The organism is Desulfolithobacter dissulfuricans (genome assembly GCF_025998535.1).
GTDB lineage: Bacteria > Desulfobacterota > Desulfobulbia > Desulfobulbales > Desulfobulbaceae > Desulfolithobacter > Desulfolithobacter dissulfuricans.
The window spans coordinates 1,987,468-2,012,088 of the sequence record NZ_AP024233.1 but is presented as its reverse complement, the minus strand read 5'-3'; the positions used below and the strand labels follow the sequence as shown (position 1 = coordinate 2,012,088).

Sequence of the window (24,621 nt, the reverse complement as noted above, 5' to 3'; positions counted from 1 at the left end):
AAGGAGGAGTAGTCATGGCACAGAGAATTGTGGTCGATCCTGTCACCAGGATTGAGGGCCACCTGAGGATTGATGCTGAGGTGGATGGCGGCGTAATCAAGAAAGCTTGGTCTTCCGGCCAGATGTGGCGCGGAATTGAGGTTATTCTACAGGGACGCGATCCCCGGGATGCCTGGCTTTTTACCCAGCGTATATGTGGTGTCTGTACCACCGTACATGCTCTGGCCTCGGTACGGTCGGTTGAAAACGCCCTGGGTATGGAAATTCCGATCAATGCCCAGTATATCCGGAACCTGGTCCAGTCCATACATGCTCTGCATGATCATATTGTCCATTTTTACGTCCTTTCCGCTCTTGACTGGGTCGATGTGGTTTCGGCGCTCAGTGCCGATGTCAGGAAAACCGTGCAGCTGGCGGAAAGTCTGTCCAACTGGCCCGGTAACAGCTATAACCGGTTCAAGGCGGTCAAGGAAAAGGTTCAAGCCATAGTCGATTCCGGTCAGCTTGGCCCCTTTGCCAATGCTTACTGGGGCCATTCTGCCATGACCCTGCCGCCGGAAGCAAACCTGATGGCAGTTTCCCATTACCTCGAAGCCCTTGATTATCAGCGCAAGGCTGATCAGGCCCTGGCCATCATTTCCGGCAAGAATCCGCACATCCAGAACCTGTCGGTCGGCGGTGTTACCGCAGCCATCAATCCGGATAATGAGGCCACCCTCAACATGGAGCGTCTCTACTGGGTGAAACAGCTGGTCGAGGAGGTCCGTGGTTTTATACAGAATGTTTACCTCCCCGATGTTATCGCCGTCGGAGCCCTCTACAAGGATTGGCTCCAGTATGGTGCCGGGGTGACCAATTATCTGGCTGTGCCTGACATGGTACTAGATACCAAGGGAACGAAGTTTGATCTCCCTGGTGGGACGATCATGGGTGGCGACCTGAAGAGTGTCAAATCGTTTACCAGTTTCAACGATCCCTATTTCCGCGACAACGTGGTCGAGTGTATTGCCCGTTCCTGGTATGATGGCGACTGGACCAAGCATCCCTATGAGGAGGAAACTGTCCCTAAATACACAGAGTTCCAGGATAATGGAAAGTACACCTGGCTCAAGGCCCCGCGCTTCCAGGGAGAACCAATGCAGGTCGGGCCACTGGCCCAGGTCCTGGTCGGCTATGCCCAGGGGCATGAGCTGACAACAAAATATGTTGATGATGCCCTGTCCAGGGTCAGCTCTCTTGCTGGAGCCAAAGTGGATGCCTCTGTGCTTCACTCTACACCGGGGCGCCATCTTGCCCGGGCGGTGCGGGCGGCCATGCTGGCCGACCTGGCGCTCAAGCACTGGCAGCTGCTGGTGGATAACATCGGCCGTGGGGACCTGGAAATCTTCAACAAACCCACCTTTCCCAAGGGAGAACAGCAGGGCTTCGGGTTCCACGAGGCCCCGCGCGGCGCCCTGTCGCACTGGATCGTCATCAGGGACGGCAAGATCAAGAACTACCAGTGCGTGGTGCCTTCCACCTGGAACGCCGGTCCCCGGGACGACAAGGGCAAACCGGGCCCCTACGAGGCGTCGCTGGTGGGCAATCCCATGGCTGATCCGGAAATGCCCCTGGAGGTCCTTCGTACCGTACACTCCTTTGATCCCTGTATTGCCTGCGCGGTACACATGCTGGATCCGGAAGGCAGGGAGTTCTGCAAGGTCAAGGCCCTGTGATGCCGGCCGGAGGGAATATCTGCAATCTCTGATTTACAGGAGGGAGTTATGCAGTACGAAAGAAAGTATACCTGGTCCATCCTGCTGAGGCTTTACCACTGGGCTCTTGCCCTGTCTGTTTTGGCTCTCAGCGTGACCGGGTTTTATATCCATTTTCCATGGACCAATACCATGCTCGAAGGTGGCTCCACCTTTCCGGTGGCCACCATGCGCTACATTCATTTCATCGCCGCCTTTGTCTTCACCGGGGCGGTGCTGGCCCGGCTCTATCTGCTGATCTTTGGCAACCGGCAGGAGCGGCTCTGGGATTTTCTTCCCATTACCCCCCGCAATATCAAGAATTTTGTTGCCACCCTGGGGATCTACAGCTATCTGCGCGACAGCCATGAAGAGCGGCTCGGGCATAACGCCCTGGCCGGCAGCGCCTATGGCCTGACTTTTCTGGCCGCCGCTGTCCAGGTCCTGACCGGTTTCTACATGCTCTATCCCGAATCCGCCACCTGGCAGCAGATCGGGCTGTTTTTCGGTCCGCAGCAGACGGCCCGGTTCATCCATTATCTGCTCACCTGGTACTTCATGGTCTTTGCCCTGATCCATATCTATCTATGTGTCTGGAACGACGTGATGGCCAGGGACGGACTGATCTCCTCCATATTCAATGGCTACAAGTTCAGGCAATCCAAATCATGATTTCCCGTCCGGGGGCAGCCTTAGCGCGGCCTCCGGACCTCTTCTTTTTTTATGCAGACTCAGAAAATAGGTATCCTGGGCATAGGCAACCTGCTTCTCCGGGACGAAGGCTTTGGTGTGCACTTCATCGAAAAGTTCAACCACCTCTACCAGATCCCGGAGAACGTCCAGGTCCTGGACGGTGGCACGGCCGGCATCATGCTGGCCCCTTTATCGAGGATGTGGATGTCCTCTATGTCATTGACACGGTCAGTCTCGATAGTGCGCCGGGCTCCATTCACCGTTTTACCGATCAGGATGTCCGCTCCGGCAATATCCAGACCAGGATGTCACCCCACCAGGTGGGCCTGCTGGAGATTCTCTCCCTCTGCGAGCTGCGGGGCAGGTCGCCGGAAAAGGTGGAGATGATCACTGTGGTTCCAGAGGATCTGTCCACGGGTATTGGCCTGTCCCCAAGGCTTGCGCCCAGGATAGACGAGGTTCTGGATATTCTCATCAAGTGCCTCGCCTCCCATGGGGTGGTGCTGGAAGAAAAGGAGCAGGCCGCCCGTGCATGAGTTTTCCCTGGCCCAGGGGCTGATGAGCCAGCTTGGTGAGCTGGCAGCCGCCCACGGGGCGAAACGGATCCACACGGTCCGGGTCTCCATCGGTTCCTCCGCCGGCATCGTTGTCGATTCCTTTGTTTTTGGTTTCGATGCCCTCAAGGCTGACTGGGAACCGGCCCGGGATGCCATCCTGGAGATAACCAGGAGCGAGGGAACGGATCTGGTCCTCACCCAGGTGGAGATGGAGTGACAAACCGGTCGTTATGATTGTTAAACAGCCAAGTACAGGAAAGAAAAAAAATGTGTGATTCATGCGGATGCCATGGCAGCGATGGGGCAACGGGAACAGTGGTCGATGTTCATCAGAGCCTGCTGGCGGCAAACCGGGAGCAGGCTGCCCGGAACAGAAACCATATCGAGGCCATGGGCGCTGTGGCCATCAACATGATCTCAAGTCCAGGCTCCGGCAAGACCACCCTGCTTGAGCATACCATCATGATACTGGGGGACCGGCTCCGTATCGGGGTGATCGAGGGAGACATCGAGACCGAACGGGATGCGGACCGGATTCGAAAAAAAGGTGTGCCGGTGGTGCAGCTTACCACCGGGGGGGCCTGCCACCTGGACGCGCCGCTGGTTCACAAGGGGCTGCATGCGCTGGAGAAGCAGGCAGACTCCGGCGGATTTGATCTGATCTTCATTGAAAACGTGGGTAACCTGGTTTGTCCGGCGACCTTTGACCTGGGTGAGCATGAGCGCATCATCCTGGTCTCGGTTCCCGAAGGATCGGATAAACCGGCCAAGTACCCGACCACCTTCACAGGGGCCCATACCTTTGTGATCACCAAGACAGATCTCCTTCCCTATTTTGATTTCTCCGTGGAGGAGGCCCGCCAGGAGGCCCTGCGTCTCAAGCCGGATTTGCGGATCTTTGAGCTGGCGGCGCCGACCGGCCAGGGGATGGCAGAGTGGATCGCCCACCTGGAGGGCCTGGTCGCCGCCCGGCGATAACGACTGACAGGAGGAAAGTGTCGCGATTCTGGCGCCCGGTATATTTCCTGTCAGAAAATCAATTCTCGGGGCAGGATCAGAGGTGAACGACAAAAAAAAGGTGCCGGTACTCGTCCATGTGCACATGGACGAAAAGCACCGGGCTCTCCGTGGCAGGGCTGCCGGAACAAAGATTGATGCCGCGCTCTCGCCGTGCCATGAGCCGTGGCACAGCCGAGTTTTGCAGCGAAGCTCCAATTGTCCACGTGCATGGATTGGGATAGTCCGGCACATTATACCATGTGGGCCTGTTGCCGGTGCAGGTCTTTCCGGGGGCGGATAGTTATTTGTTCTTGCGCCAGTTTGGATGGGTGATGCCGAATTTGTTGATCTTGTAGTTCAGGGCCCGGGGACTGATCCCCAGCCGTTTGGCGGCATTTTTCTGCACCCAGAGATTTTCTTCCAGGGCCTTGATGATCAGGTCCTTTTCGTGCACCTCCAGGGGCTCGCAGGTGATTGCCCGGCTGAGGCTGTTTTTCTGCAGCTCCGGAATCTGGATGGCATCGGGATGGATGTAGTCGTTGTCTTCGAGGATTACGGCCCGCTCGATGGTATTGGCCAGCTGGCGGATATTGCCCGGCCAACGGTAGCTCTTGATCAGGGCCAGGGCATCGGGGGCAAAACCTTTGATCTTTTTTTTCAGTGACTGGCAGGCCTTGTCCAGGAGGACTTTGGCCAGCGGTTCGATACACAGGGGCCGTTCCCGCAGGGAGGGCAGCTGGACCGGCAGGACATTGATCCTGTAGTAGAGGTCTTCCCTGAATTTCCCCACACTGATCTGTTCGCTGAGGTTTTTGTTGGTGGCGGCAATTACCCGGACATCGACGTTGATGGTCTTGTTGCCTCCCACCCGTTCAAAGGATTTCTCTTCCAGTACCCGCAGCAGCTTGCTCTGGATGTCCATGGAGATCTCGCCGATCTCGTCGAGGAAGATGGTGCCGCCGTTGGCCTGTTCGAACCGGCCGATCCGCTGCTTGTCCGCCCCGGTGAACGACCCTTTCTCGTGGCCAAACAGTTCGCTCTCAAGAAGTGTCTCCGGAATATTGGCACAGTTTATTTTTATAAAGGGTTTGTGGCGGCGGGGACTGTTGTAATGGATGGAGCCGGAGAGAAAGCTCTTTCCGGTACCGGTTTCTCCTGTGATCAGGATGGTGGAATCGGTGGCGGCAAATTTTTTCAGACTGGTGATGACCTTCTTGAACGAGGGGCTCTCGGCAATGATCTTGTCGAAATCATAGACCACATCCTGCTTGCGCCGCAGGTAATCTATCTCGTTTTGCAGTTCCCGCTGGCGGATGGCCCGGGTCGCGGCCAGCTGCACCTTTTCCGGAAAAAAGGGGGGTGCCAGAAAATCGAAGGCCCCTTCCTTGATCGCCTTGACGATCAGGTCGGCACTCTCGAGCTTGCAGGTGACAATGATCGGGGTGTATGTTGCATCCTGCAGGGTTTCCTGGAGCGGCTTTAAGGTGGCGTCCGTATGGACTCCGTTTCTGGGTTCGATGTTAAGGAAGATAAGGTCGAACTGTCTCTTTTTTCTTTCCTGCTGGAATGATCCCGGTGAGGTATGAAAGGTTATCTCGGCCATGTCCTCCAGGGCGGTGGTTATCGCCTGGCGGGCCTCGGGTATGGATTCGTAGGCTAATACCGTGTATTTCGCTTCGGGCATGGGAATGGTGGAGCGCTCCTGGTGGCTTTCGAAAATGTCATCTCTGTATCTTTTTTGTAATTATATGCCTTTTGACGACAAAAGCAAAGGCTGGAAAGAGGTTTTTTATGGAAGATGCCGGGTTTAGAGGGATTTTGAGAGGCTTTCCCGTTTGTTCCGGACCGATATCGGTCTGCTGGCCAGCCATCTGGCGGCCGGAGAGATTGTTTCTGACCGGGAAATCGGATGGTGTCTGATGGCATCCAGCTTTCCAGAAAACAATTCAGCGGTGTGCAGCGAAGATATCGCCCTGATGCGACTTGCCATCGTCCGGGCCGGGGAAGCGGCGGCCATGGGCGAGGTCCCGGTGGGGGCGGTCCTTGTTGGCAGGGAGGGAGACATTCTGGCTGCCGCGGGTAACAACTGTATCCAGGCCCATGATCCGTCCGGACACGCGGAAATGCGGGCCCTGCGCCAGGCCGCGGAGAAAATTGGTAATTACCGGTTGCCCGGGACCACAATGGTGGTCACCCTGGAGCCTTGCGCCATGTGTGCGGCGGCCCTGGTCCATGCCCGGGTGGAGCGGGTGGTCTTTGGCGCCCATGATCCCAAGGCCGGCGCCCTGGTCTCGAAATACAGGATCGGCAGTGACGGCCTGCTCAACCACTGTTTTGTCATCACCGGTGGAGTTCTTGGCAAAGAGTGCGGCCAGCTCCTGAAAAATTTTTTCCGTTCTCGACGATAACGGTATTTTTCTGTTGTCAAAAAATGGAACACCGGATAAAAGAGGGTCCCAGGAATGCATGGAGGAAAAAGAGAGACACCTTTCTTTTTCATTCTGTTTCAGCACCTCTTGAGCGGAGAGGTGACCGAGTGGCTTAAGGTGCACGCCTGGAACGCGTGTGTACGAAAGTACCGTGAGTTCGAATCTCACCCTCTCCGCCATTGATACTGTGCATCTCCGGTTGCCTTTTGGCTGCCGGGGAATTATAGTACTTCATACAGGTAGTCGGCCTGTATTTCATATCAGACCTAGGTGTGATAGCCGGGTCCTGCGCAACAAAGACTCACGAACTCCGTCAGGTCCGGGAGGAAGCAGCGGTAGTGAATCTCTTTGTGTGTTGCAGGGTTGCCCGGCTATCCTTTTTTCAGCTTTCCGGTTTCTGTTTATCCCTGTATGGGGTATCGTATGGCCTGCAGAAAAACAGGATGTTGCCCACCTCCTCCACCTGAATCCGATTTCTGAAAGCTGCCAGTGTCCTATCTTGTCCTTGCCAGAAAATCCAGACCACAACGTTTTGCCGAGGTTGTAGGGCAGCGCTCCGTTGTCCGGACCCTGCAGAACGCGCTGGCCCAGAACCGGGTCGCCCATGCGCTCATCTTCAGTGGTGTACGCGGAACCGGTAAGACCACCCTGGCCAGGATCATGGCCAAAGCTCTCAACTGCGAACAGGGCCCAGCGCCCGAACCCTGCAACACCTGCCGTTCCTGCCGGGAGATCATGTCCGGATCTTCGGTGGATCTGCACGAGGTGGACGGGGCATCCAACCGTGGTATTCAGGAAATTCGGGAACTCAAGGAAAACATCCGCTTCATGCCGACGAGTTCCCGCTTCAAGATTATCATTATCGATGAGGTGCACATGCTCACCACCGAGGCCTTCAACGCACTGTTGAAGACCCTGGAGGAACCGCCGGAGCATGTCTACTTCATGTTCGCCACCACCGAACTGCACAAGGTGCCGGTGACCATTTTGTCCCGATGTCAGCGCTACGAGCTGCAGCGGGTCAGCCACGGGGAACTGGCCACCCATTTCAATCGTCTTGCCGACCAGGAAGGGGTACGGATTGAACCTCAGGCCATGCGGCTCATCGTCCGGGAATCCGGCGGATCGGTGCGGGACGGGCTTAGTCTGCTGGACCAGGTTTTTTCGTACTGCGGCGACGAGGTCCTGGCCAACGATGTGGTCGAAATACTCGGTCTGGTCAGCCATGAGGTCATTGGTGAGCTGGGTCAGGCTCTGCTGGCCGGTGACCTGGCCACGGCCCTGGAGCGTCTCGACCAGGTGTACACCTATGGTATGGACGTCAAGCGATTCATCAACGATCTGCTCGACTGGTTCCGGGCCCTGCTCATTTGCCGGGTCAGCAGGGAGCCCGAGCGCCAGCTCGATCTGCCGGCCGAGGATCTTGAGGAGCTTCGCCAATGTGCGGCCCGGCACAGCGCGGAAACCGTATCTTCCATGTTTGATCTGCTCCTTGAGAGCCTTGAAAAGGTGACCTTTGCCGCCCGGCCGCGACTGGCCCTGGAGATGGCGTTTATCAGGGCGGTGCAGGCAGCCGAGGTGGTTTCCGTCGCCACCCTGCTCGAGAGACTTGACCAGGCCCTGCAGGGGGTGGAGCTGGAACCGGTGGCCAGGGAACCCCGGCCGGAGAGACCGGCTGCCACTCCTCCTGTGAGCCAGGTGTCGACGCAGTCCGGGACGGACACGGAAACCACGCCTTCAGCGCCGCCATCTGCTCCGGCTGTCCGGCAGGAACCAACCTCTCCACCGCCGGCCCACGGGAAGAAGGTCCCGGTCCAGGGCCAGCCAGACAAAATGGCACAGTCCCGGCCCGTTTCTGCAGAGGATCCTGTCCCCGACGACACCGGGGTTGTGCCGGAAAGTGGCTACCGGGGGCGGCGCAAGGATGTGCGCCGGCACTGGGAGAGCTTTATCGGCTATGTCCGGGAACGCAAACAGTGGATGGCTGCGGTGCTGCAGCGGGCCGACGGCGCACGATTCGAAGAAGATCGGCTGATCATTCAGTACACCGATTCGGTGGACTGCACCATGCTGAAAAACAGGGAAAATATCACCCTGCTCACCGAGTTTGCCATGGACTTTTTCCAGGATACCTTCCGGGTGGTCTTCCACGTTCCGGAAGGGGACTGTGAAGTGGACGGAGAAAACGGGATCAGCCCCCAGCAGGAACGTCAGGCCCTGGCCAACGATCCCCTGGTCCTGGCGGCAGTGGAGATCTTCAATGGCCAGGTAGGCGATATCCGGGTCGGTCCCCGGTTCCGCAAACCGCTGGATTCCGACGCCAGGGACGGAGGGGATGCTTCGGTGTGAGCTCCGGGTATGGGGGTGCCGGCAGAACGGTAGCAGGGAAAAATATCTTGGAGGATGTGGAAATGGATATCAGTGAACTGATGCAGCAGGCACGGCATTTTCAGGAAAAAATGGCCCAGATCCAGGAAGAGCTGGCCACCAGGACGGTGACCGGTACTGCCGGCGGCGGCATGGTGACGGTCACGGTCAACGGCAAGGGGGAGGTGCTTGGAATGTCCATCGAGCCGGAGGTCATCAACCCCGACGACCCGCAAATGCTGCAGGATCTCATCACCGCTGCTGTCAACGATGGTCTGCGCAAGGCCAAGGAGCTGGGCCAGGATGAGATGAGCAAGCTGACCGGGGGCATGCGCATTCCCGGCCTGTTCTGAGCTGTCATGCAGGCTGTACCGCCGGCCCTTGAAAGGCTGATAACCGATTTTCAGAAGCTGCCCGGCATCGGCCAGAAGACCGCCACCCGCCTGGCCCTCTATCTGCTGCGACGACCTGCCGCCGAGGCCCGTACCCTGGCCGAGTCCCTGGCCGCACTCCACGGTTCCATCCAGCTCTGTTCCAGATGCTTCACCTTTTCCGAAACCGATCCCTGTGCCATCTGCGGTGACCCGCGCCGTAACGAAAGGCTCGTCTGCGTGGTCGAGGAACCCGGCGACCTGATGGTCATCGAAAAGACCGGTGCCTTCCGGGGACTGTACCATATTCTCCATGGTGTCCTGTCGCCCATGGATGGTATAGGGCCCGACGAGCTGAAGATCAGGGAACTCCTGGAACGCATCCGCCAGGGCGGTATCGACGAGGTCCTGCTCGCCACCAGCTCCACGGTGCCCGGTGAGGCCACGGCTTCCTATCTCATGGAGATCCTGCACCAGGCCCCGGTCCGCGTGACGCGGCTGGCCTGCGGTATTCCCATGGGCATGGACATCAAGTATGCCGATGAGCACACCCTGGCCAGGGCCATCGAGACCCGGCAGCGGATGGGTGAGTAAATCCTTTTGTGATTACCACTGAAATTCAGCCACCGACACCGGTTTCAATGCTGAAGATTGATGGTAATCAGAAATCCTTTTTTTTGGGGTCCCTGTTTTTTTGTCTTCAGATCCCCTTCGGAGGATTGCGCAGGCCAGGGGATATATGGTAGGGTGGGGCCGCCCGCGAGGGCGTATCGGACGAGGTTTGTGAAATATGCGGGCTAGAAAATATATCGATATTTTTTGTTATGTTATCATGTTCTTTATTTGTAAAGGAGAGAGCTGACCATGGAACGTACCTTTGTAATGATTAAACCCGACGCGGTGCAGCGGGGTCTGATTGGCGAAATCATCCACCGTTTCGAACGCCGCGGCCTGAAGATCGTGGCCATGAAGTTCATGCACGTATCCGAGGAGCTGGCGGCCAAACACTATGCGGCCCATAAGGAAAAACCATTTTACCGGGACCTGATCGACTACATTACCTCCGGACCGGTGGTGGCCATGGTTCTGGAAGGAACCGGGGCTATTGCCACAGCCCGGACCACCATGGGTGCGACCAACCCCGCCCAGGCGGCCCCCGGGACCATCCGGGCTGATTTTTCCCTGGAAATCGGCCGTAATATCGTCCACGGTTCCGATGGTGAGGAAAGCGCTGCCGCCGAGATCGGGCTCTGGTTCGGTGATGATATTCCCGGTTGGGAGAGAAATACCGATAAATGGATATTTGAATAAAAATTCCCTCTTGTTTGCCACCTGCTTAAGCGCAGGAGGTGTAAAGGGATCGAACGTGGCCTCTCTCCCCTGCCGCGCTTGGTCCCTTTTTTTGTCAGGGCCGGCCCGCCGGCAGGCGTGTCCGGTGGTTACCGGTCGTCTGTATTTTCAGGGTTCTGGTCGTCCTGTCTCGGATCATACCACTGCTCATCCCCGTAGAGTGTGCGGGCGCAGTCCGGACAGATGGCATGGCTGATCCGGGTCCGGGAGTGCTTTTCGATAAAGGTGGCCACGTCTTCCCAGCCGTCCTGGTCGGTCTTGATCTTTTTGCAGCGGGCACAGATGGGGAGGATAGGTTCCCGGACCTGGAGCGGCGGGATGGATTTCTGGAGCTCGGCCAGCTGTTTTCTCTGCTGTAAGCCGGAGCGGTGCTTGTGCAGGGCCAGGCAGATGGCGATGTGCAGTTCCTTCTCGGTCACCGGTTTGAGCACATAGGCATAGGGCTCGGTGATCTTGGCCCGCTCCAGGGTGGTGTCGTCGGCATAGGCGGTGAGGTAGACGATGGGGATGTCCTGGCTGGCCCGTATCCTGGCCGCAGCCTCTATGCCGTCCACGTCATCGGCCAGGTGGATGTCCATCAGGATCAGGTCCGGTTTCCTGGTGATCGCCTGCTCCACCGCTTCCTTGCCGGTCGCCACCATCGCCATGACCTCGTAGCCATAGCGGGTCGTTATCTCCTGCAGCAGCAGGGCGATGATGCCGTCATCCTCGACAATGAGTATTCTTTCTCTGGACATGGGCAGGTGCCCCTCTTTATCGCTTTTTGGGAAAGGTTACCGTGGCACTGGTTCCGTTTCTGGACTCTATACGTATTTTACCGCCAAGCTGGTGTGTGGCCAAGACATGAATCAATTTCATCCCCAGGCTCTGGTTTTTCGCGTAGTCAAACCCCTGGGGCAGGCCGACGCCGTTGTCGCTGACGCACAGGGTGTAGTCGGTTTCCGATTCCGTGAAGGTGATGGTGACCGTGGGCAGATGGCCGTCCGCGCCCTGGACATAACCATCGGGAAAAGCGTATTTCAGCACGTTTGAGATCAGCTCGCTGATGATCATGCCGCAGGGAATGGCGGTGTCCACCCGTAAAAAGACCTCCTTGATCAGGATTTTCTTCTGGATCGGGGGGTCTTTGCGCGACAGCTGCAGCAGGTGGGTGGCCAACTCTTCGGTGTAGGCTTTGATATCGATCTGGTTGAAGTTGTTCGACTGATAGAGTTGGGTGTGGATCAGGGCCATGGCCATGATCCGGTCCTTGATCTCCTGGAAGGCGTGGCGGGCGTCCTGGCTGGATTCGAGCATGGATTCCTGCATGGAAATCAGGTGGATTAGAGCCTGAAGGTTGTTTTTTACCCGGTGATGTATCTCGCGGAGCAGGGTTTCCTTTTCTTCGAGCGAGGCCTGCAGCTGGCGCATGGTTTTTTTCTGCTGCTTCTCCAGTTCCTTTTCCCGGGTGACGATCCGGCCGCAGCCCACGGTGCCGATCATGGTCCCGTCCTCGTCCCATATCGGGGCCTTGTACACATCAAGAAACATGAACTTCCCGCGCACGTTGCCAAACTCGTCGAAACGTTCGGGCTGGCCGCTGGCCATGACCACCCCGTCGGAATCCCGGCAGATCTCGCCGAAGGTGTGCCAGTCCGGCTGATCGCTATGGGAATCGCGCTCCCGGAGGGCAAAGAACATGTCGGTCTTGCCGATGGGCTCCTCGATATCGTTGGCCATGAGCAGTTTTTCGCAGATTGCCTTGTTGACAAAGGTGAACCTGCGGTCCATGTCCTTGGCCCAGAGCAGGTCGGGCATGTTATCGGCCATGAGCCGGAACATGGAATAAAACTGCCGGTAACGCTTTTCGCTCTCCTGCAGCCGCAGTTCCGCCTCCTTGAGAGGAGTGATGTCGGTGGCTATCTCCAGCCGGACGGTGCGGCCGTCGGGCCACCTGATGGCCTGGTCGTGGCACTGGTACCAGCGGTTGTTCCCGGTATCGTGATATTCCCATATATGGGTTCCAGCCGGATCACCATTGTTGTCGAGCAGCTGCTCGTTGGTGCAGGGGGGCAGGGGCTTTTCTGGTGGTCATGCAGGGAGCGCCAGTGGGAGCCCCCTTGCCCCTCTTTCATGATCTTGCGCCCATACCGGTTGAGAAAAACAAGCTCATCGGTCTCCATGTCGGCAGCAAAGACCACCGCATCCAGGGCGTCCATGACCGCGTTGAACCGTTTCATCTCCTCGCGCCGCATCCTGTCGGCATGGTGGCGCTCCAGGGCGTGGGCCAGCAGCTTGGCGGCGGTTTTCAGGTACTGGATCTCGTTGTCCGTCCACTGCCGTGGGCTGACACAGGCATCAAAACCGATGAATCCGGCAAATTCCTTGGTGGTGGTGATGGGAATGAGGAGAACGGAACAGATCTGCTGCGCCTCAAGTATTTCCCGTTCCGGGCCCTGGATATCGGTGACATGCTCGCAGACGATGGCGCCGGAGGACAGTATCTGGAAGTGCCGGGGAGCCATCCGGGCCAGATCCATGCTCTGCAGTAACGGGTTGTCGAGCTCGGATGGGATGCCTTCGGCGCACCATTCGGCCACCTGGCTGGAGAGGATCCGGCCGTCGCCGTCCACCTGGTTGAGAAAGATGTAACAGCGGCTGGAACTGGAGGCCGGCCCGACAAGGTCGGTTACCTGTTGCCAGGGAATCTCTTCTCCTCCGGCGAGCAGTTTTTCCGCGACCTTGTTGATGGTGTAGAGAAACAACGATGTTTGTTCGTTGAGACCCTTCTGCTGTGAAATATTCATGGTTGCGTTACTCACTGCGTGCCCGAGGCGCACCTTGTTCTCCTGGGAGACTTGAGAAAGTACTGCCCGTTTCCGTCCGCATCCGTGGAATTCCAGGCGTTTTGCAGGTGAAACGATCAGAAGGCGTACGTCAAATCTGCCAAGATGGCAAAAACCGTTAGGCTTTATTCCTTGCGGCCATTGCCCACTGCTGGTTACGCAAGGATTTTTGTTCCTGATCCAGGCAGAGCGAAAGAGGTTGGCTCAGGCCCAGGCCTCGACAAAGGCGACGATGGCATTACCGTTATCATCCTTCATGATGGTGGTACATACAGTTGAAAAAAAGATACCCGGCGTGGGGATGGCTTCGTTCATCAAGACTTCTGTCTTTATTGGGATATGCTACCCCCAACGGCAAATGCCTGGACGCTGCCGAGAAACAGAAAGACGGCAAGGCATGATGCAGTAAAAGACCGCATTCTTCTTTCTATGGGATAATCGGTTCTTCGCCTCTTAAGCATGGAATCTCGGACTGGTTCTCGGCAAGAGAACCTCTCGTAAAGGACCAACGATATCAGGACTATTCAGGATTTTCAATAAAAAGGAAGGAAAAGCGGGGAGTGATTCCATTGGAATAAGTACCGGTTCAGCTTCTTTGGGAAGGATGAAATGCAAGGGGGGTGAGAGTGACGGCAGTACAGGAGGAGAACGTATCTATTTTTCGGGGACAGAGGGTCTTGCTGGAAATCTGTGCCGGGAACTCATGGGCCGCATTGACCCACCCTTCAATGCGTAAGCAACAAATGAAGACTCGTTCACGAGCGCATGGCAAGTGTCGCGAGGCTTGCCATGATACTCGCGCTGGTATTTCATTGTTGGTTTTGAGTTCCCGGCACAGATTTCCCCGCACTACCTCCATCATTTTTTGTGGATCCAGCTGAATAAGCGGGCTGCCGGAAGCTCTGATGCAAGAACATGATAAATGCCCGATGAGCAGTGGCGTATTTAACCGTTTCGGAGGAGAGGCATGAGTGAAGTCAAGAAATCACCCCTTAGGAGGAGGGAGACGGTTATGATTCTATCATGTCGCAGTAAAGCTTCCGGCAGCCCACTTATTCCTTCTCTTTCTCAGCAGTAGAGCCGGTCTGGTGTGGTCAAGGTGTCCTGCTGACCATCACATCTGGTACGTAACCTGTCAGGTTACTGTTAAATTGACCGTGACACCGGTGGTTTTTTGTGCTATGTATGTGCAAACTGTGCGTCTGCGTATCTTTAAATAATACATCAAGCATTGTGTCAAGTCAACTGGAACTTTTATTTTTTCCTTCCCTGCCAGCGGCTTTGCAGGTTGTGTGACTGGCGACAAGGGAAGGGCGGACGTCAGTTGTATCATGCCTAGTGTGCGTTAACGCACAATATGCACATTGGTTGTGTGTGAGCTGTGGCTGTTTTCCTGCGTACTGGCCTGTCAGGCTACGTTGGAAGAAGGGTGTGTCAATTGTGCCGGGTACCGGGCAGGCCGGCTGCCGCCGGTGATCATCATGCGATAATCTAAACATCGACGGAAGGAGGAGATATGGATGCTGCGGCTTTGGGGGAAACTACAGCATTGATTCATGGCCATTCTGCAGAGGCACTACATGTTATCTGTACGATAATATTTATATTCTGTGGCGTGAAGGCCCTGTTTCACAGGGAGTTGAAAAAAGTTTTGCTCTATTCTCTTGTGGGTCTGGTTGTCGATATCCGCTCATTGCTCACCCTCAACTCATCCCTGGCCCTGACCTCTTTTTTCTTTCATGTCTTTAATTTTATGCTGATCACCACAATGATGCTCCTTGCATCAGCGCTCCTGCGCGCAAAGGCCGGTAGCGACAGGCTGGCAGACATGCGCGGTATCGGACGGGCCCTGCCGCGGACAGCAATACCCCTTGGGGCCGGACTTTTCGCCATGATGGGTCTCCCGCCGTTTTCTGCTTTTTTCAGCAAGGTTCTCATGGTGTATGCCTTTGTCGACTCCGGAAAGATTGTCAGTTCCGTTTTGCTCGCAGCCGGTGAGCTTCTCTACTTTCTGGTGTTTATCCGGGTAGTAAGGATCGTTTTTCTTGAAAAATACAAGGGGCGGTCCTTGCAGGAAGCAGCAGGAGGCAAATTGATCGCCCCCTATCTCCTCCTTGCAGCTGCTGTTATCGGGGGTTTTTTGCCCCGGATTGCGGTCACACCCTTTGCCGCGCTGGCCGGATACCTGGGCTCTCCGGCCACCGGACTCCCTGTCCAGCAGGTCAGCTGGCCTTTTCCGGTCCTTGTTCTCATGCTTGGCGCCATGGCTGTTTATTTTTTTGGGCAAAGGTCCAATAAGGTTGCCGGGCTGCTGTCAGCAGGTGTGTGTCTGCTGGCCATGGCCATCCTCTTCTTCGATCATGTCGGCGCGTACGGGACCGGTTTTGCTCTTCTCATCCTGTTTATGGGGGCACTGCAGTTCACCTATTCGGTCAGCTATATGGAGCATTCTCACAAGCAGTACCGGTTCTACACCTTTTTCCTCCTGATGGTGGCCGGGCTGCTCGGTGTCAGTCTGAGCAGAGACTTGTTCAGTATGTTCTTTTTCTGGGAAATCATGAGTGGCTGGATCATGTACCTTGCGCTGGCCCATGAGGACGACGCCTTTTCTGTTCAGGAGGCAAGCAAATATTTTACGTTCAACTATCTTGGTGCTGCTTTTCTTACCGTTGCCGTAGCCATTATGTACAAGGAGAGTGGTCAGTGGGATTTTGCTGCCATGGCGGCAGATTTCCGCTACACGGAAACCACGGCAATCGCCATTGTCCTGCTGACACTCGGCTTCCTGATGAAGGCTGCGCAGCTGCCCTTTCGCATTGATTATCAGATGCACCCAAAACCCGCTCCTACGCCGATAAGCGGCTATATCTCGTCCACCGTCCTGAAAAGCGGGCCATTCATGATGGTTAAAATTTTCTTCATTGGTGCTGCGGGAGTCACTGCAACCAGCCTGCTGCCACTTGATCTTATCAAACATGTCAGTGGCTGGATCGGGGCGCTGACAATTGTCATGGCTGCCTCCTTTGCCATGTTGACCAACAGCATGAAACGACTCTTGATCTTTCATACCGTCAGTCAGCTTGGCTATGTGGTGGTGGGATGTTCCCTGATGACCTCCCTGGGGCTCGCCGGAGGCTTGCTGCATTTTGTTAATCACATGTTTTTTAAGAATCTTCTCTTTTTATGTGCCGGTGCGGTGTTTGTCGCCACCGGCACGGACAAAATGGATAAGCTCGGCGGACTGGCCAGGAAGATGCCTCTCACCTTTCTCTGCTTCATGATCGGGGTGCTCGCAATCTCCGGTGTGCCGATGTTCAGCGGTTTTGTCTCCAAGTGGATGATCTATCATGCTGTCATGGATTCGGGCTATATCGGAATCGCTGTTCTCTCCCTGTTTGGCAGCGTCCTGACCCTTGCCTCTTTTATCAAGTTCATGCATTCGGCCTATCTCGGACAGATCCAGGACAGTGTGAAAGATGCCAAAGAGGCGTCCTGGTACATGCTGGTGCCCATGTCGGTTCTGGCCGGTTTGAGTGTTCTGCTCGGCATTTTTCCAGGGATCGCGCTGGCACCTGTCAACAGCATGCTCGCCCAGTTCCATCTGCAGCCCCTTGATATTGGCCCGGCCCTGATCCAGCACGGCGCGGGGGGAATCAACATGCTGTATGTCACGATAATGCTGCTGTGCGGCGTTGCGCTCGTGGCTCTCGTTTATTTGCTGACAAAGATAAAGACAAGATCAACGCATGTGTATGCCTGCGGCGCCCGGGACCTCACCCCCGGGGATTCCCATGTTGCCTCTGTGAATTTCTACGAGGATTCCAAAGCGGTTATCAAGGGCATGGTCAGGCTGACAAAAACAATAATCGGAATAAAGGGTGACTATGTTGAGCGTTAGTAATGTGCTGGCTTTCCTGGTTTTTCCCGGCGGTCTTTTTGCTGTATTTTTCGGATTGCTGTTGCTTGGCCTGGAACGGATAGCTGTTGCACGGTTTCAGGGGAGAGTGGGGCCGCCCGTGTATCAGAACCTGCTTGATATCATCAAGCTCCAGACCAAAGAAGTGCTTGTTCCCGCAGATGCCACCAATAAAATATTTTTCGGTATCGCCCCTGTATTTGGATTTGCAGGGATGCTGGCTGCCATCTTTATCCTGCCAATCAGCGGAGTGCATGACGGAGCAGGGGTAAACAGCGATCTTATCGTACTGCTTTATCTGATGGCCCTGCCGGCGGTATCCCATGTCATGGGCGGAAGTTCCTCTGGCTCCACCTATGCGGCGATCTCCGTATCCCGTGAGGTGGTTCTGATGTTCGCCTATGAGATCACATTCATTCTTGTGCTCTTTACTGTTGCTCTGCAGGCCGGAGCAGGGGAGGGGGCCCTGTTTTCCCTCAAGGGTATCGTTGACTATCAGGTGCTGCACGGGTCATTTGTCACTGATTTCAAAATGATCCCCGCCTTTATCGCCTTTGGTATTTTCATGCTTGCCACGCTCGAGGTTCCACCGTTTCACATCGCGGAAAATGACGCCGATGTCATGAAAGGATATCTCATGGAATACAGCGGAATGGCGCTGGCGCTTTTTGAAATAACGCATGCATTGAAACTGCTGGTGCTGATTACGGTACTCCAGGTCTTGTTCATGCCGGCAATGGCAGGTGAGAGTATTGTCGTGAATCTGCTCTGGTACATGGGTAAATCCGCCGGCATTGTTGCTGTCATTGCGCTGATCCATGCCTCCCTGCCCAGTTTCAGGGTGGATCAGGCCTTTAAATTTCTCTTGATCGTGCCCACGGCTCTTTCCCTCTTGAGCCTTGGGCTGGTCCTGTTTTCATAGGAGATCGCAATGCTGTCAAAATATGCAATCAAATCACCCTGGCTTTTCAGGATTAACACCGGGTCGTGCAATGGATGTGACGTGGAACTGGCTACCACGGCGCTGATCCCGCGTTATGATGTCGAACGGCTGGGCTGCAAGTACACCGGATCACCCAAGCATGCCGATATTGTCCTTGTCACTGGTCCTGTCACCGCAAGATCAGAAGCGTATCTGATACGTTTGCTTGACGAGATTCCCGAACCCCGGGTGGTGGTCGCGGTGGGTATCTGTCCCATCAGTGGCGGGGTGTTCAGGGACAGTTATTCCATCAGGGGACCTCTTGATAAGTACGTTGAGGTTGACGTGAATGTCTGCGGGTGTCCTGTTCGTCCCCAGTCGATTATTGACGGTGTGGCGCAGGCGATCTCCATCTGGAAAGAAAAAATTGCCCACTGGCAAGAGGCGTGATCCATGGCCGGATTTTTTAAAATAGCGATCAGGAACTTTTTTAACGGACCGACAACCGATCCCTATCCCTTTGGAGAGACGTTTACTCCGGAAAAGTACCGGGGGATCATCGCCTATGATCAGAAACTCTGCATCGGCTGCGGCACCTGCGAATATGTCTGTCCCGGCGGGGCTATCAGGGTCAGGGAAAAAGAGGATGGTCAGGGGATATCGTTCTCTTTCTGGCTGGGCACATGTACCCATTGCGGTAACTGTGAATATTACTGCCCCACATCTGCTGTGGCCCATACAAATGATTTTCATACGGCACAGCCCCAGAGTGAAAAATATCGGCCCACAGCGGAAGGTGAGGTTCTTTTTACACCATGCCGGCAGTGCGGCCAGAATATAAAGCCTCCGGTAGAACCGCTTTTGCAGCGTGCCTATACAGAGGTTACCGATGAACTCCGCCAGCTGGTATCGCTCTGTCCCGAGTGCAGAAGAATTGAGAATTTCAAGAGGTTGTACCTATGATGACAAACAAAAAGGAGCTGGCATCCACCCTTCTTTCCGAGCTGAAGGTGTATGTCAATTCTGGATTTGAACAGAAAGCCGTCTGTGCCGATTCCACGGGAAACCAGGATCTGTATGTCAAGCTGCACGACAAGTCCGACATCGCCGCAGTGGCAACCCTGGTCAGGAAACATGGCGGCCGGGTTGTGACTGTCAGCCCCTATGTGATCGATTCAGGCTACGAGATAGCATACCATTTTGACGTGGATGGCGTGCTGCTGACCGCCACGCTGGTGACAGAAGACGGGACAGTCGCGTCCATTACTCCGTATCTGAAAAGCGCGGACTGGACAGAGCGGGAGATGCAGGACCTGTTTGATATCACGCTTGTCGACCACCCCAATCCGGAACGGTTAATTCTTGATGAAAGCATTGCCCAGGGAATATTCAAGGAGTACATGACCCTTTCCGATGCCATGGCCGGCGCCGCGACCAACACCCTCTGGGAACGAATCAATGAAGCCAAAGGAGCCGGAAATGAGTGAGGTGTACAAGCTGCCGGTCGGCCCTGTCCATATCGCCCTGGAGGAGCCGGTCTATTTCAAGGTCCATCTGCACGGGGAAACCGTCGAGGATGTGGATATCCTGAGCGGTTTTGTCCACCGGGGCATGGAGGCACTGGTTCTCCGCCGAAACTTTCTCCAGAACATGATTATCACGGAACGTACATGCTCGCTCTGTTCCAACAATCATCCGTTCACCTATATCATGGCGGTGGAAAAAATAGCCGGCATCCGGATACCCCCCAGGGCCGAGTTCCTGCGTGTCATTGCTGATGAAGTGAAAAGAGCGGCTTCCCATCTCTTCAATGTGAGCATGCAGGCGCATTTGATCGGATTTCATTCTTTGATGACCCAGACCATGGAGACCAGGGAAGTCCTGCAGGATATCAAGGAAACCATCTGGGGTAACCGGATGGACCTGAGCGCCAATACCATTGGTGGCGTAAAGTATGACCTTGATGACGAGCAAATTCGCTATCTGACCAGAAAGCTCAATGGCCTGAAAAAACCGCTCAGGGAACTCATTTCCATCTTCCGGACCCACAGAATCGTCAGGGCCAGAACAGAAGGTGTCGGTGTATTGCCAAAAGAGGATGCGTTGAGGCTCGGAGTTGTCGGTCCGACCGCCCGGGGAAGTGGTGTCAATAACGATATCCGCGATATTTATCCCTACGCCGCCTATGACAAGCTCGACTGGAGCGTGGTTCTGCAGGAAGGATGCGATGTCCGGGCGAGAACTCTCGTGCGGCTGGAAGAGGTTTTTCAGGCCATACGGCTTGTGGAGCAGTGCCTCCGGAAACTGCCCGACGGGCCGGTAACAACGCCGGGCCTTCCCCGCATTCCCAGGGGAGAGGCTGTCGCCAGGTCGGAAGCGCCACGTGGCGAGCTGTTTTACTACGTCAAGTCCAACGGTTCCAATAAGCCCGAGAGAATGAAATGGCGCGTCCCCACCTATATGCACTGGGAGGCGTTGAAGGTCATGATGCCCGGCAATAAAACCGCAGATATTGCACTGATTTTCAACAGTATTGATCCGTGTATTTCGTGCACGGAAAGATAGGGGGAAGCGCTCTATGGAAACCGGGGATCACAGATTTGTCCTTTGCGACGTGGAGCTTTGCAAGGGATGCAGGATGTGCGAGATGAAATGCGCAACCAGCCATCTTGGTATGTCTGCCAAGGAGGCCAGGGCGGCTGGCATCGAGCTTGTAGCGCGGAATAAGGTGCTCAAGCAAGACGGAAAAAAGGCTGTTTTGCAATGCATGCATTGCGAGGATGCGCCCTGTGCCCGCGCCTGTCCCCTTGGGGTCATCCAGGTGGACGACGGCGGTATTGTCAGGGTGAACGAGGAAGATTGCACCGGATGCGGCACATGCGCCATGGTCTGTCCGGTGGGAGCGATTGACATCCGCGAGGTTGAAGACCCGGTAAGCGGACTGAAGCGCCTGACTGCGATTAAATGTGATCTTTGCTTTGGTAAAGAGACCCAGGCCTGTATTGCAGGGTGCAAATTTAACGCCCTTTCCCTCGTGTCCTGGAAAGAATTCACGGCTGGCCGGCAGAGTGCGTCCCATGTCTGTCAGGCAACCAGGTAGGGAATCGTGAATCTTGCAACGTCTTCGCCAGCCTTGTTGCCTCTGTACTTACGCAGTGCCCTCGATACAGAGACAACTGCAGGGTTCAGGTTTCAGCTTTTTACGAGGCCATCATACCTGGCCACCATTTTGTTCAGCCTGTCGGCAAGATCAAGCAGAATCTTGGAGGACTCCTGAACCTCCTTGCCGGAAGTTGTCATCTTGCCTGCAAGCAGGTTGACAGTCTCCATATCAGAGGCAACCTGCGAGGCGTCGACAGAGGTCTGGTGAACACTTTCCGTTGCTTCGCCGACCCCGGCTGCCACTTCGCTGATACTGCGGGATATTTCCTGGGTGGTTACGGACTGTTCCGTTACCGCTCCGGCAATGGTTGTGACAATATCATTGATGTTGGAAATAATTTCGGAAATATCCTTGATCTCCTGGATTGTTCCCCCTGTCACATTCTGGATTGACTCTACTTTTTCTTTGATTTCGTCCGTTGCTGTGGCAGTCTGTTGGGCCAGCTCCTTGATTTCATTGGCAACAACCCCAAATCCCTTGCCGGCCTCTCCGGCCCGGGCCGCTTCAATCGTGGCATTGAGTGCCAGTAGATTGGTCTGGTCAGCTATTTCCGTGATCACCTCGGTCACTTTATTGATTTCATTGGCCGCATCGCCAAGGGCATTGACTTTTTCCGTGGTTCTGGCAGCGTTATTAACGGCATTATCAACCACGTTCTTTGCCTTTTCCGCGTTTTCCGCAATTTCGTTGATGGTTGAACTCAACTCGTCGGATGCTGTGGAAATGGTATTGACGTTGGCCGTGGTCTGTTCCATTGCCGAAGCCACGATATTGATGGCCTGGCTCATGCTGTCGGCAGATGATGCGACGTTGTCCACGGTTGTGGCTATTTCTGCTGTATTACTGTTGATTTCACCGGAAATTTTGTTCAGGTCCGCTGACGAATCAGAGAGACGCTTGATGCCTGTAGCCATCTCGAGAAGAACATTTTTAAAGTTGTCCACCATTTCGAGAAACGCCTTGCCGAGGGTGCCGATGGCATCATTGGCCTCATAGGTAAATGTTACATCAAAGTTACCCTGCCGGACTGCCTCCGCCTGCTCTGCCAGCTCCTGCAGTGGCCTGGTCATCGTCTTGATGAACAGCCACAGAACAATAACGCTTACTCCTATACCGGCGATCAGGATGATAAAACCATTTATCGCCAGCTTTCTGTCAATGCCGCGGGCCAGCTGCTGTTCGGTCAGTTCCACCCCTATGTGCCAGTCCCATGGTTGAAAATAGCCAAGACTGGCGATTTTCATGACGCCGTTATCCTGAGCCTGATACCTGATCACTCCGTTCTTCGTGTTTTCAAACAACTTCCCGCCGGGCCCGGGAAAGATATTCTTTCCTGTAAACTGGTTCGTTACATCAACCAGAATATCTCCCTTGGAGTTATAGGCATAGATTCCGGCCCTGAGCTCCCGGGATGCCTCCCGCAGAAAGTCCACAAGCGCGTCGGTCAATATTTTTCTGCCCACATACACCACGCTGACTATATTACCCTCTTCGTCACGCAGTGGTTTGTACGCGGTCAGATACCAGGCGTTGACAACATACGCCTTGCCATAAAATGTGCGCCCGGCCATAACTGTCTGGTACACGGGGCTGTCTGAGGGGATATATGTTCCCGTGGCACGGGTGCCATCGAGTTTTTTTACATTGGTGGAAACCCGGAGCAGCTTGCCCGGCAGTACTTCGAAAATGGTGGCGGTGCCGCCGACCATGTCTCTGACAGCATCCACGATTTCAAAGTTGTTGTTAACCACTGATTTGCCGAACTGAAGAACCGGAAAAGACACAGTTTCCCTTGCCTTTGTAACCTGATTGACAATGGTTTCCCTGACCTGGTTATTTTTTACAAGCCGGGGAATACCATATTGGGACATCACGTTCTCCATAACAGCAAGATCTGTTTTGAGTTTGTCCTGCGTCAGATCGTTCTGCATTGTAAGTGTCTGCTTGATGGTCAGGGAAAGCGCGCGCAGGGATGCCGTACCAGTCTCTTCCAGTCCTTTACGGGCATTGTAGATGCTGACAATACTTGACGCCAACAATACCATGACCAGGACGGTGATTATCCCAACAAACAGCTTGGTGGTAAAACGGATTTTTTTAAACACTCCAAAGCCTCCTTAATCAGGGAATTATCTGTTGGCTTGATTTTCTGAAGTTCGGTTCTGTTGTGCCGAATTCTTTTGCATCTCGCACAGATTGGAAGAGTGAAAGGGAAGGGCCTGGGGACTTGAAGGAGCGGCGCGAGAATTTGCGCTTCGGATTATGCGGCTGTTGTATTCTGCTCTGCCGGAAACGACTTAAAACAACCAGCTCCAGGCCATCCTCGCCACTGTGTAAAAAAGTAAAAATTCATCCTTTGCCCGGGAACGGAATACAGGCGAAGTATCACCTGGGACTTTCTAAACCGTCATTCCCTGCAACGCCGGGGACAACCAGATAGTGATGCGGCTTGACCGCATGACGAGCGTAGGCTTCGACTATGAAAATCGGAATTGGATGAGCTCGGTTCTCCAGGCGATTTCGGTGCCAGTGGCACTGCTAAGCACCCACTTTATATTGCCCAGGGGCCGGGTTCCTCCCTGTAACGAGATTGAATGTCGTGGTCCCCGGGAATTTCGAACCACAGAGGAGCTCTTCTATTTTCTGACAATCTGGTTACCGTTTATTTTGCGCAAAAGAGGGCTGCCGGAAGCTCTAGTTCATTTAACGCGATAAATGCCAGGTAGGAGGAGGCGTATATAATCGTTTCGGAGGAGAGGTATGAGTGATGTGATCACCATAAAGAGGAAGAAGACGGTTATATTTTTATCATGTGTCACTAAAGCTCCCGGCAGCCCACTTTTTCTTACCTTCTGCTTCTGCGGCAGGAGAACCGGTCTGGTACGGTAAAGGTCGTTTTGCCGTGGACCATTTTGTCCTGTTTGTCATCACAACCTGCCTGTCACGCACAGTATAAACTTTTAATAAATTGATCGTGGCAGGGTAGTCTCTGCTTCTATATGTGCAAATTATGCATATATAGCTAACCTCTCTGATACATCAAGAGCCGGTTAAGGTCAAGCCTAATTTTGTCGAGGCTGGCTTTTACTGGAAAAATAACAGCACTACTTGACGATAAATAAGTTAAGAGGTAGTAAGACAGGCAGCGTGTCTTCTTGTGCGTATGCGCACAAGACGCATATCTCTGGCAAGGAGAGGGTCGGTTTTAGCTGGACTCTCCATGGATATTACCCAGGCCTTCTTCTGGGATGGTTTAACCGGAGGGTCGAAAGGGACTCCAGGTTAACTGCGCCACA

The 24,621-nt window shown here is 54.8% G+C and carries 21 protein-coding genes, 1 tRNA gene, 1 other RNA gene and 1 pseudogene; 19 read left to right on the top strand and 5 right to left on the bottom strand.

What is annotated here, in order from left to right; translation table 11 throughout:
• Positions 1-14 precede the first annotated feature (14 nt).
• From GF1_RS08925 to hypB, 5 genes and pseudogenes are all read left to right on the top strand, one after another.
• Positions 15-1,715, top strand: coding sequence for a nickel-dependent hydrogenase large subunit (locus GF1_RS08925; protein WP_267926182.1), 1,701 nt, complete (start codon positions 15-17; stop codon positions 1,713-1,715).
• A 48-nt stretch (positions 1,716-1,763) separates the two neighbouring features.
• A complete protein-coding gene (cybH, locus tag GF1_RS08920; RefSeq protein ID WP_267926181.1) occupies positions 1,764-2,405 on the top strand; it encodes a Ni/Fe-hydrogenase, b-type cytochrome subunit in 642 nt (213 codons plus the stop codon).
• A 51-nt stretch (positions 2,406-2,456) separates the two neighbouring features.
• Positions 2,457-2,962: pseudogene (locus tag GF1_RS08915) on the top strand (HyaD/HybD family hydrogenase maturation endopeptidase).
• A complete protein-coding gene (locus GF1_RS08910; RefSeq protein ID WP_267926180.1) occupies positions 2,955-3,200 on the top strand; it encodes a hydrogenase maturation nickel metallochaperone HypA/HybF in 246 nt (81 codons plus the stop codon). The pseudogene GF1_RS08915 and the gene GF1_RS08910 overlap by 8 nt, the downstream one beginning before the upstream one ends.
• 50 nt (positions 3,201-3,250) lie before the next feature.
• The gene (hypB, locus tag GF1_RS08905) at positions 3,251-3,961 is read left to right on the top strand and encodes a hydrogenase nickel incorporation protein HypB (RefSeq protein WP_267926179.1); all 711 of its coding nucleotides are present in this window, start codon (positions 3,251-3,253) and stop codon (positions 3,959-3,961) included.
• A 322-nt stretch (positions 3,962-4,283) separates the two neighbouring features.
• On the opposite strand, the gene GF1_RS08900 is transcribed toward hypB, so the two are convergent.
• Entirely contained in the window at positions 4,284-5,666 is a 1,383-nt protein-coding gene (locus tag GF1_RS08900; RefSeq protein ID WP_267926178.1) for a sigma-54-dependent transcriptional regulator, read from the bottom strand.
• 235 nt (positions 5,667-5,901) lie between these two features.
• On the opposite strand from GF1_RS08900, the gene tadA reads away from it, so the two are divergent.
• The 7 genes from tadA to ndk all read left to right on the top strand — a co-directional run bounded on the left by tadA (position 5,902) and on the right by ndk (position 10,460).
• Positions 5,902-6,390: a tRNA adenosine(34) deaminase TadA gene (tadA, locus tag GF1_RS08895; protein WP_267926177.1), complete on the top strand. Its 489-nt coding sequence runs from the start codon at positions 5,902-5,904 to the stop codon at positions 6,388-6,390.
• Positions 6,391-6,504: 114 nt separating this feature from the next.
• Positions 6,505-6,590: transfer RNA gene (locus GF1_RS08890), tRNA-Ser, on the top strand.
• Between the two features lie 98 nt (positions 6,591-6,688).
• Positions 6,689-6,787, top strand: an RNA gene (gene ffs / locus GF1_RS08885) — signal recognition particle sRNA small type.
• A 113-nt stretch (positions 6,788-6,900) separates the two neighbouring features.
• Positions 6,901-8,760, top strand: coding sequence for a DNA polymerase III subunit gamma/tau (gene dnaX, locus GF1_RS08880; protein ID WP_267926176.1), 1,860 nt, complete (start codon positions 6,901-6,903; stop codon positions 8,758-8,760).
• A gap of 62 nt (positions 8,761-8,822) precedes the next feature.
• Entirely contained in the window at positions 8,823-9,131 is a 309-nt protein-coding gene (locus GF1_RS08875; protein WP_267926175.1) for a YbaB/EbfC family nucleoid-associated protein, read from the top strand.
• A gap of 6 nt (positions 9,132-9,137) precedes the next feature.
• Positions 9,138-9,743, top strand: a complete 606-nt coding sequence (gene recR / locus GF1_RS08870) for a recombination mediator RecR (protein WP_267926174.1) — start codon at positions 9,138-9,140, stop codon at positions 9,741-9,743.
• Between the two features lie 270 nt (positions 9,744-10,013).
• A complete protein-coding gene (ndk, locus tag GF1_RS08865; protein WP_267926173.1) occupies positions 10,014-10,460 on the top strand; it encodes a nucleoside-diphosphate kinase in 447 nt (148 codons plus the stop codon).
• A gap of 128 nt (positions 10,461-10,588) precedes the next feature.
• Here the strand turns inward: ndk and GF1_RS08860 are convergent, their stop codons facing one another.
• From GF1_RS08860 to GF1_RS08850, 3 genes are all read right to left on the bottom strand, one after another.
• Positions 10,589-11,236 carry a response regulator gene (locus GF1_RS08860; RefSeq protein ID WP_267926172.1) on the bottom strand — a complete coding sequence of 216 codons (648 nt, stop codon included), beginning with the start codon at positions 11,234-11,236 and terminating at the stop codon, positions 10,589-10,591.
• Between the two features lie 16 nt (positions 11,237-11,252).
• On the bottom strand, positions 11,253-12,320 hold the full coding sequence (locus tag GF1_RS08855; RefSeq protein WP_267926171.1) for a PAS domain-containing sensor histidine kinase: 1,068 nt from the start codon (positions 12,318-12,320) through the stop codon (positions 11,253-11,255).
• A 77-nt stretch (positions 12,321-12,397) separates the two neighbouring features.
• Entirely contained in the window at positions 12,398-13,285 is an 888-nt protein-coding gene (locus GF1_RS08850; RefSeq protein ID WP_267926169.1) for a GAF domain-containing protein, read from the bottom strand.
• Positions 13,286-14,840: 1,555 nt separating this feature from the next.
• On the opposite strand from GF1_RS08850, the gene GF1_RS08845 reads away from it, so the two are divergent.
• The 7 genes from GF1_RS08845 (at position 14,841) to GF1_RS08815 (ending at position 21,262) form a co-directional block, all read left to right on the top strand.
• Positions 14,841-17,222, top strand: coding sequence for a proton-conducting transporter transmembrane domain-containing protein (locus GF1_RS08845; RefSeq protein ID WP_267926168.1), 2,382 nt, complete (start codon positions 14,841-14,843; stop codon positions 17,220-17,222).
• Positions 17,209-18,162, top strand: coding sequence for a respiratory chain complex I subunit 1 family protein (locus GF1_RS08840; RefSeq protein WP_267926167.1), 954 nt, complete (start codon positions 17,209-17,211; stop codon positions 18,160-18,162). The genes GF1_RS08845 and GF1_RS08840 overlap by 14 nt, the downstream gene beginning before the upstream one ends.
• Before the next feature lie 9 nt (positions 18,163-18,171).
• Entirely contained in the window at positions 18,172-18,612 is a 441-nt protein-coding gene (locus GF1_RS08835) for an NADH-quinone oxidoreductase subunit B family protein (protein ID WP_267926166.1), read from the top strand.
• Between the two features lie 3 nt (positions 18,613-18,615).
• Entirely contained in the window at positions 18,616-19,125 is a 510-nt protein-coding gene (locus GF1_RS08830; RefSeq protein ID WP_267926165.1) for a 4Fe-4S dicluster domain-containing protein, read from the top strand.
• Positions 19,122-19,649: an NADH-quinone oxidoreductase subunit C gene (locus GF1_RS08825; RefSeq protein ID WP_267926163.1), complete on the top strand. Its 528-nt coding sequence runs from the start codon at positions 19,122-19,124 to the stop codon at positions 19,647-19,649. The genes GF1_RS08830 and GF1_RS08825 overlap by 4 nt, the downstream gene beginning before the upstream one ends.
• Positions 19,642-20,727, top strand: coding sequence for a hydrogenase large subunit (locus GF1_RS08820; RefSeq protein ID WP_267926162.1), 1,086 nt, complete (start codon positions 19,642-19,644; stop codon positions 20,725-20,727). The genes GF1_RS08825 and GF1_RS08820 overlap by 8 nt, the downstream gene beginning before the upstream one ends.
• An 82-nt stretch (positions 20,728-20,809) precedes the next feature.
• The gene (locus GF1_RS08815) at positions 20,810-21,262 is read left to right on the top strand and encodes a 4Fe-4S dicluster domain-containing protein (RefSeq protein WP_267926161.1); all 453 of its coding nucleotides are present in this window, start codon (positions 20,810-20,812) and stop codon (positions 21,260-21,262) included.
• Between the two features lie 92 nt (positions 21,263-21,354).
• Here GF1_RS08815 and GF1_RS08810 read toward each other — a convergent pair whose 3' ends face one another.
• Positions 21,355-23,430, bottom strand: a complete 2,076-nt coding sequence (locus tag GF1_RS08810; protein ID WP_267926160.1) for a methyl-accepting chemotaxis protein — start codon at positions 23,428-23,430, stop codon at positions 21,355-21,357.
• Between the last annotated feature and the right edge of the window lie 1,191 nt (positions 23,431-24,621).

Coding starts and splice junctions, on each gene's coding strand:
- tadA (WP_267926177.1), top strand. CDS start 5,902: ATGGCATCCAGCTTTCCAGAAAACAATTCAGCGGTGTGCAGCGAAGAT.
- GF1_RS08925 (WP_267926182.1), top strand. CDS start 15: ATGGCACAGAGAATTGTGGTCGATCCTGTCACCAGGATTGAGGGCCAC.
- hypB (WP_267926179.1), top strand. CDS start 3,251: ATGTGTGATTCATGCGGATGCCATGGCAGCGATGGGGCAACGGGAACA.
- GF1_RS08840 (WP_267926167.1), top strand. CDS start 17,209: ATGTTGAGCGTTAGTAATGTGCTGGCTTTCCTGGTTTTTCCCGGCGGT.
- GF1_RS08860 (WP_267926172.1), bottom strand. CDS start 11,236: ATGTCCAGAGAAAGAATACTCATTGTCGAGGATGACGGCATCATCGCC.
- GF1_RS08815 (WP_267926161.1), top strand. CDS start 20,810: ATGAAATGCGCAACCAGCCATCTTGGTATGTCTGCCAAGGAGGCCAGG.
- GF1_RS08855 (WP_267926171.1), bottom strand. CDS start 12,320: ATGTTCCGGCTCATGGCCGATAACATGCCCGACCTGCTCTGGGCCAAG.
- GF1_RS08820 (WP_267926162.1), top strand. CDS start 19,642: ATGAGTGAGGTGTACAAGCTGCCGGTCGGCCCTGTCCATATCGCCCTG.
- GF1_RS08900 (WP_267926178.1), bottom strand. CDS start 5,666: ATGCCCGAAGCGAAATACACGGTATTAGCCTACGAATCCATACCCGAG.
- cybH (WP_267926181.1), top strand. CDS start 1,764: ATGCAGTACGAAAGAAAGTATACCTGGTCCATCCTGCTGAGGCTTTAC.
- GF1_RS08845 (WP_267926168.1), top strand. CDS start 14,841: ATGGATGCTGCGGCTTTGGGGGAAACTACAGCATTGATTCATGGCCAT.
- GF1_RS08835 (WP_267926166.1), top strand. CDS start 18,172: ATGCTGTCAAAATATGCAATCAAATCACCCTGGCTTTTCAGGATTAAC.
- GF1_RS08850 (WP_267926169.1), bottom strand. CDS start 13,285: ATGAATATTTCACAGCAGAAGGGTCTCAACGAACAAACATCGTTGTTT.
- GF1_RS08875 (WP_267926175.1), top strand. CDS start 8,823: ATGGATATCAGTGAACTGATGCAGCAGGCACGGCATTTTCAGGAAAAA.
- recR (WP_267926174.1), top strand. CDS start 9,138: ATGCAGGCTGTACCGCCGGCCCTTGAAAGGCTGATAACCGATTTTCAG.
- ndk (WP_267926173.1), top strand. CDS start 10,014: ATGGAACGTACCTTTGTAATGATTAAACCCGACGCGGTGCAGCGGGGT.
- GF1_RS08825 (WP_267926163.1), top strand. CDS start 19,122: ATGATGACAAACAAAAAGGAGCTGGCATCCACCCTTCTTTCCGAGCTG.
- GF1_RS08830 (WP_267926165.1), top strand. CDS start 18,616: ATGGCCGGATTTTTTAAAATAGCGATCAGGAACTTTTTTAACGGACCG.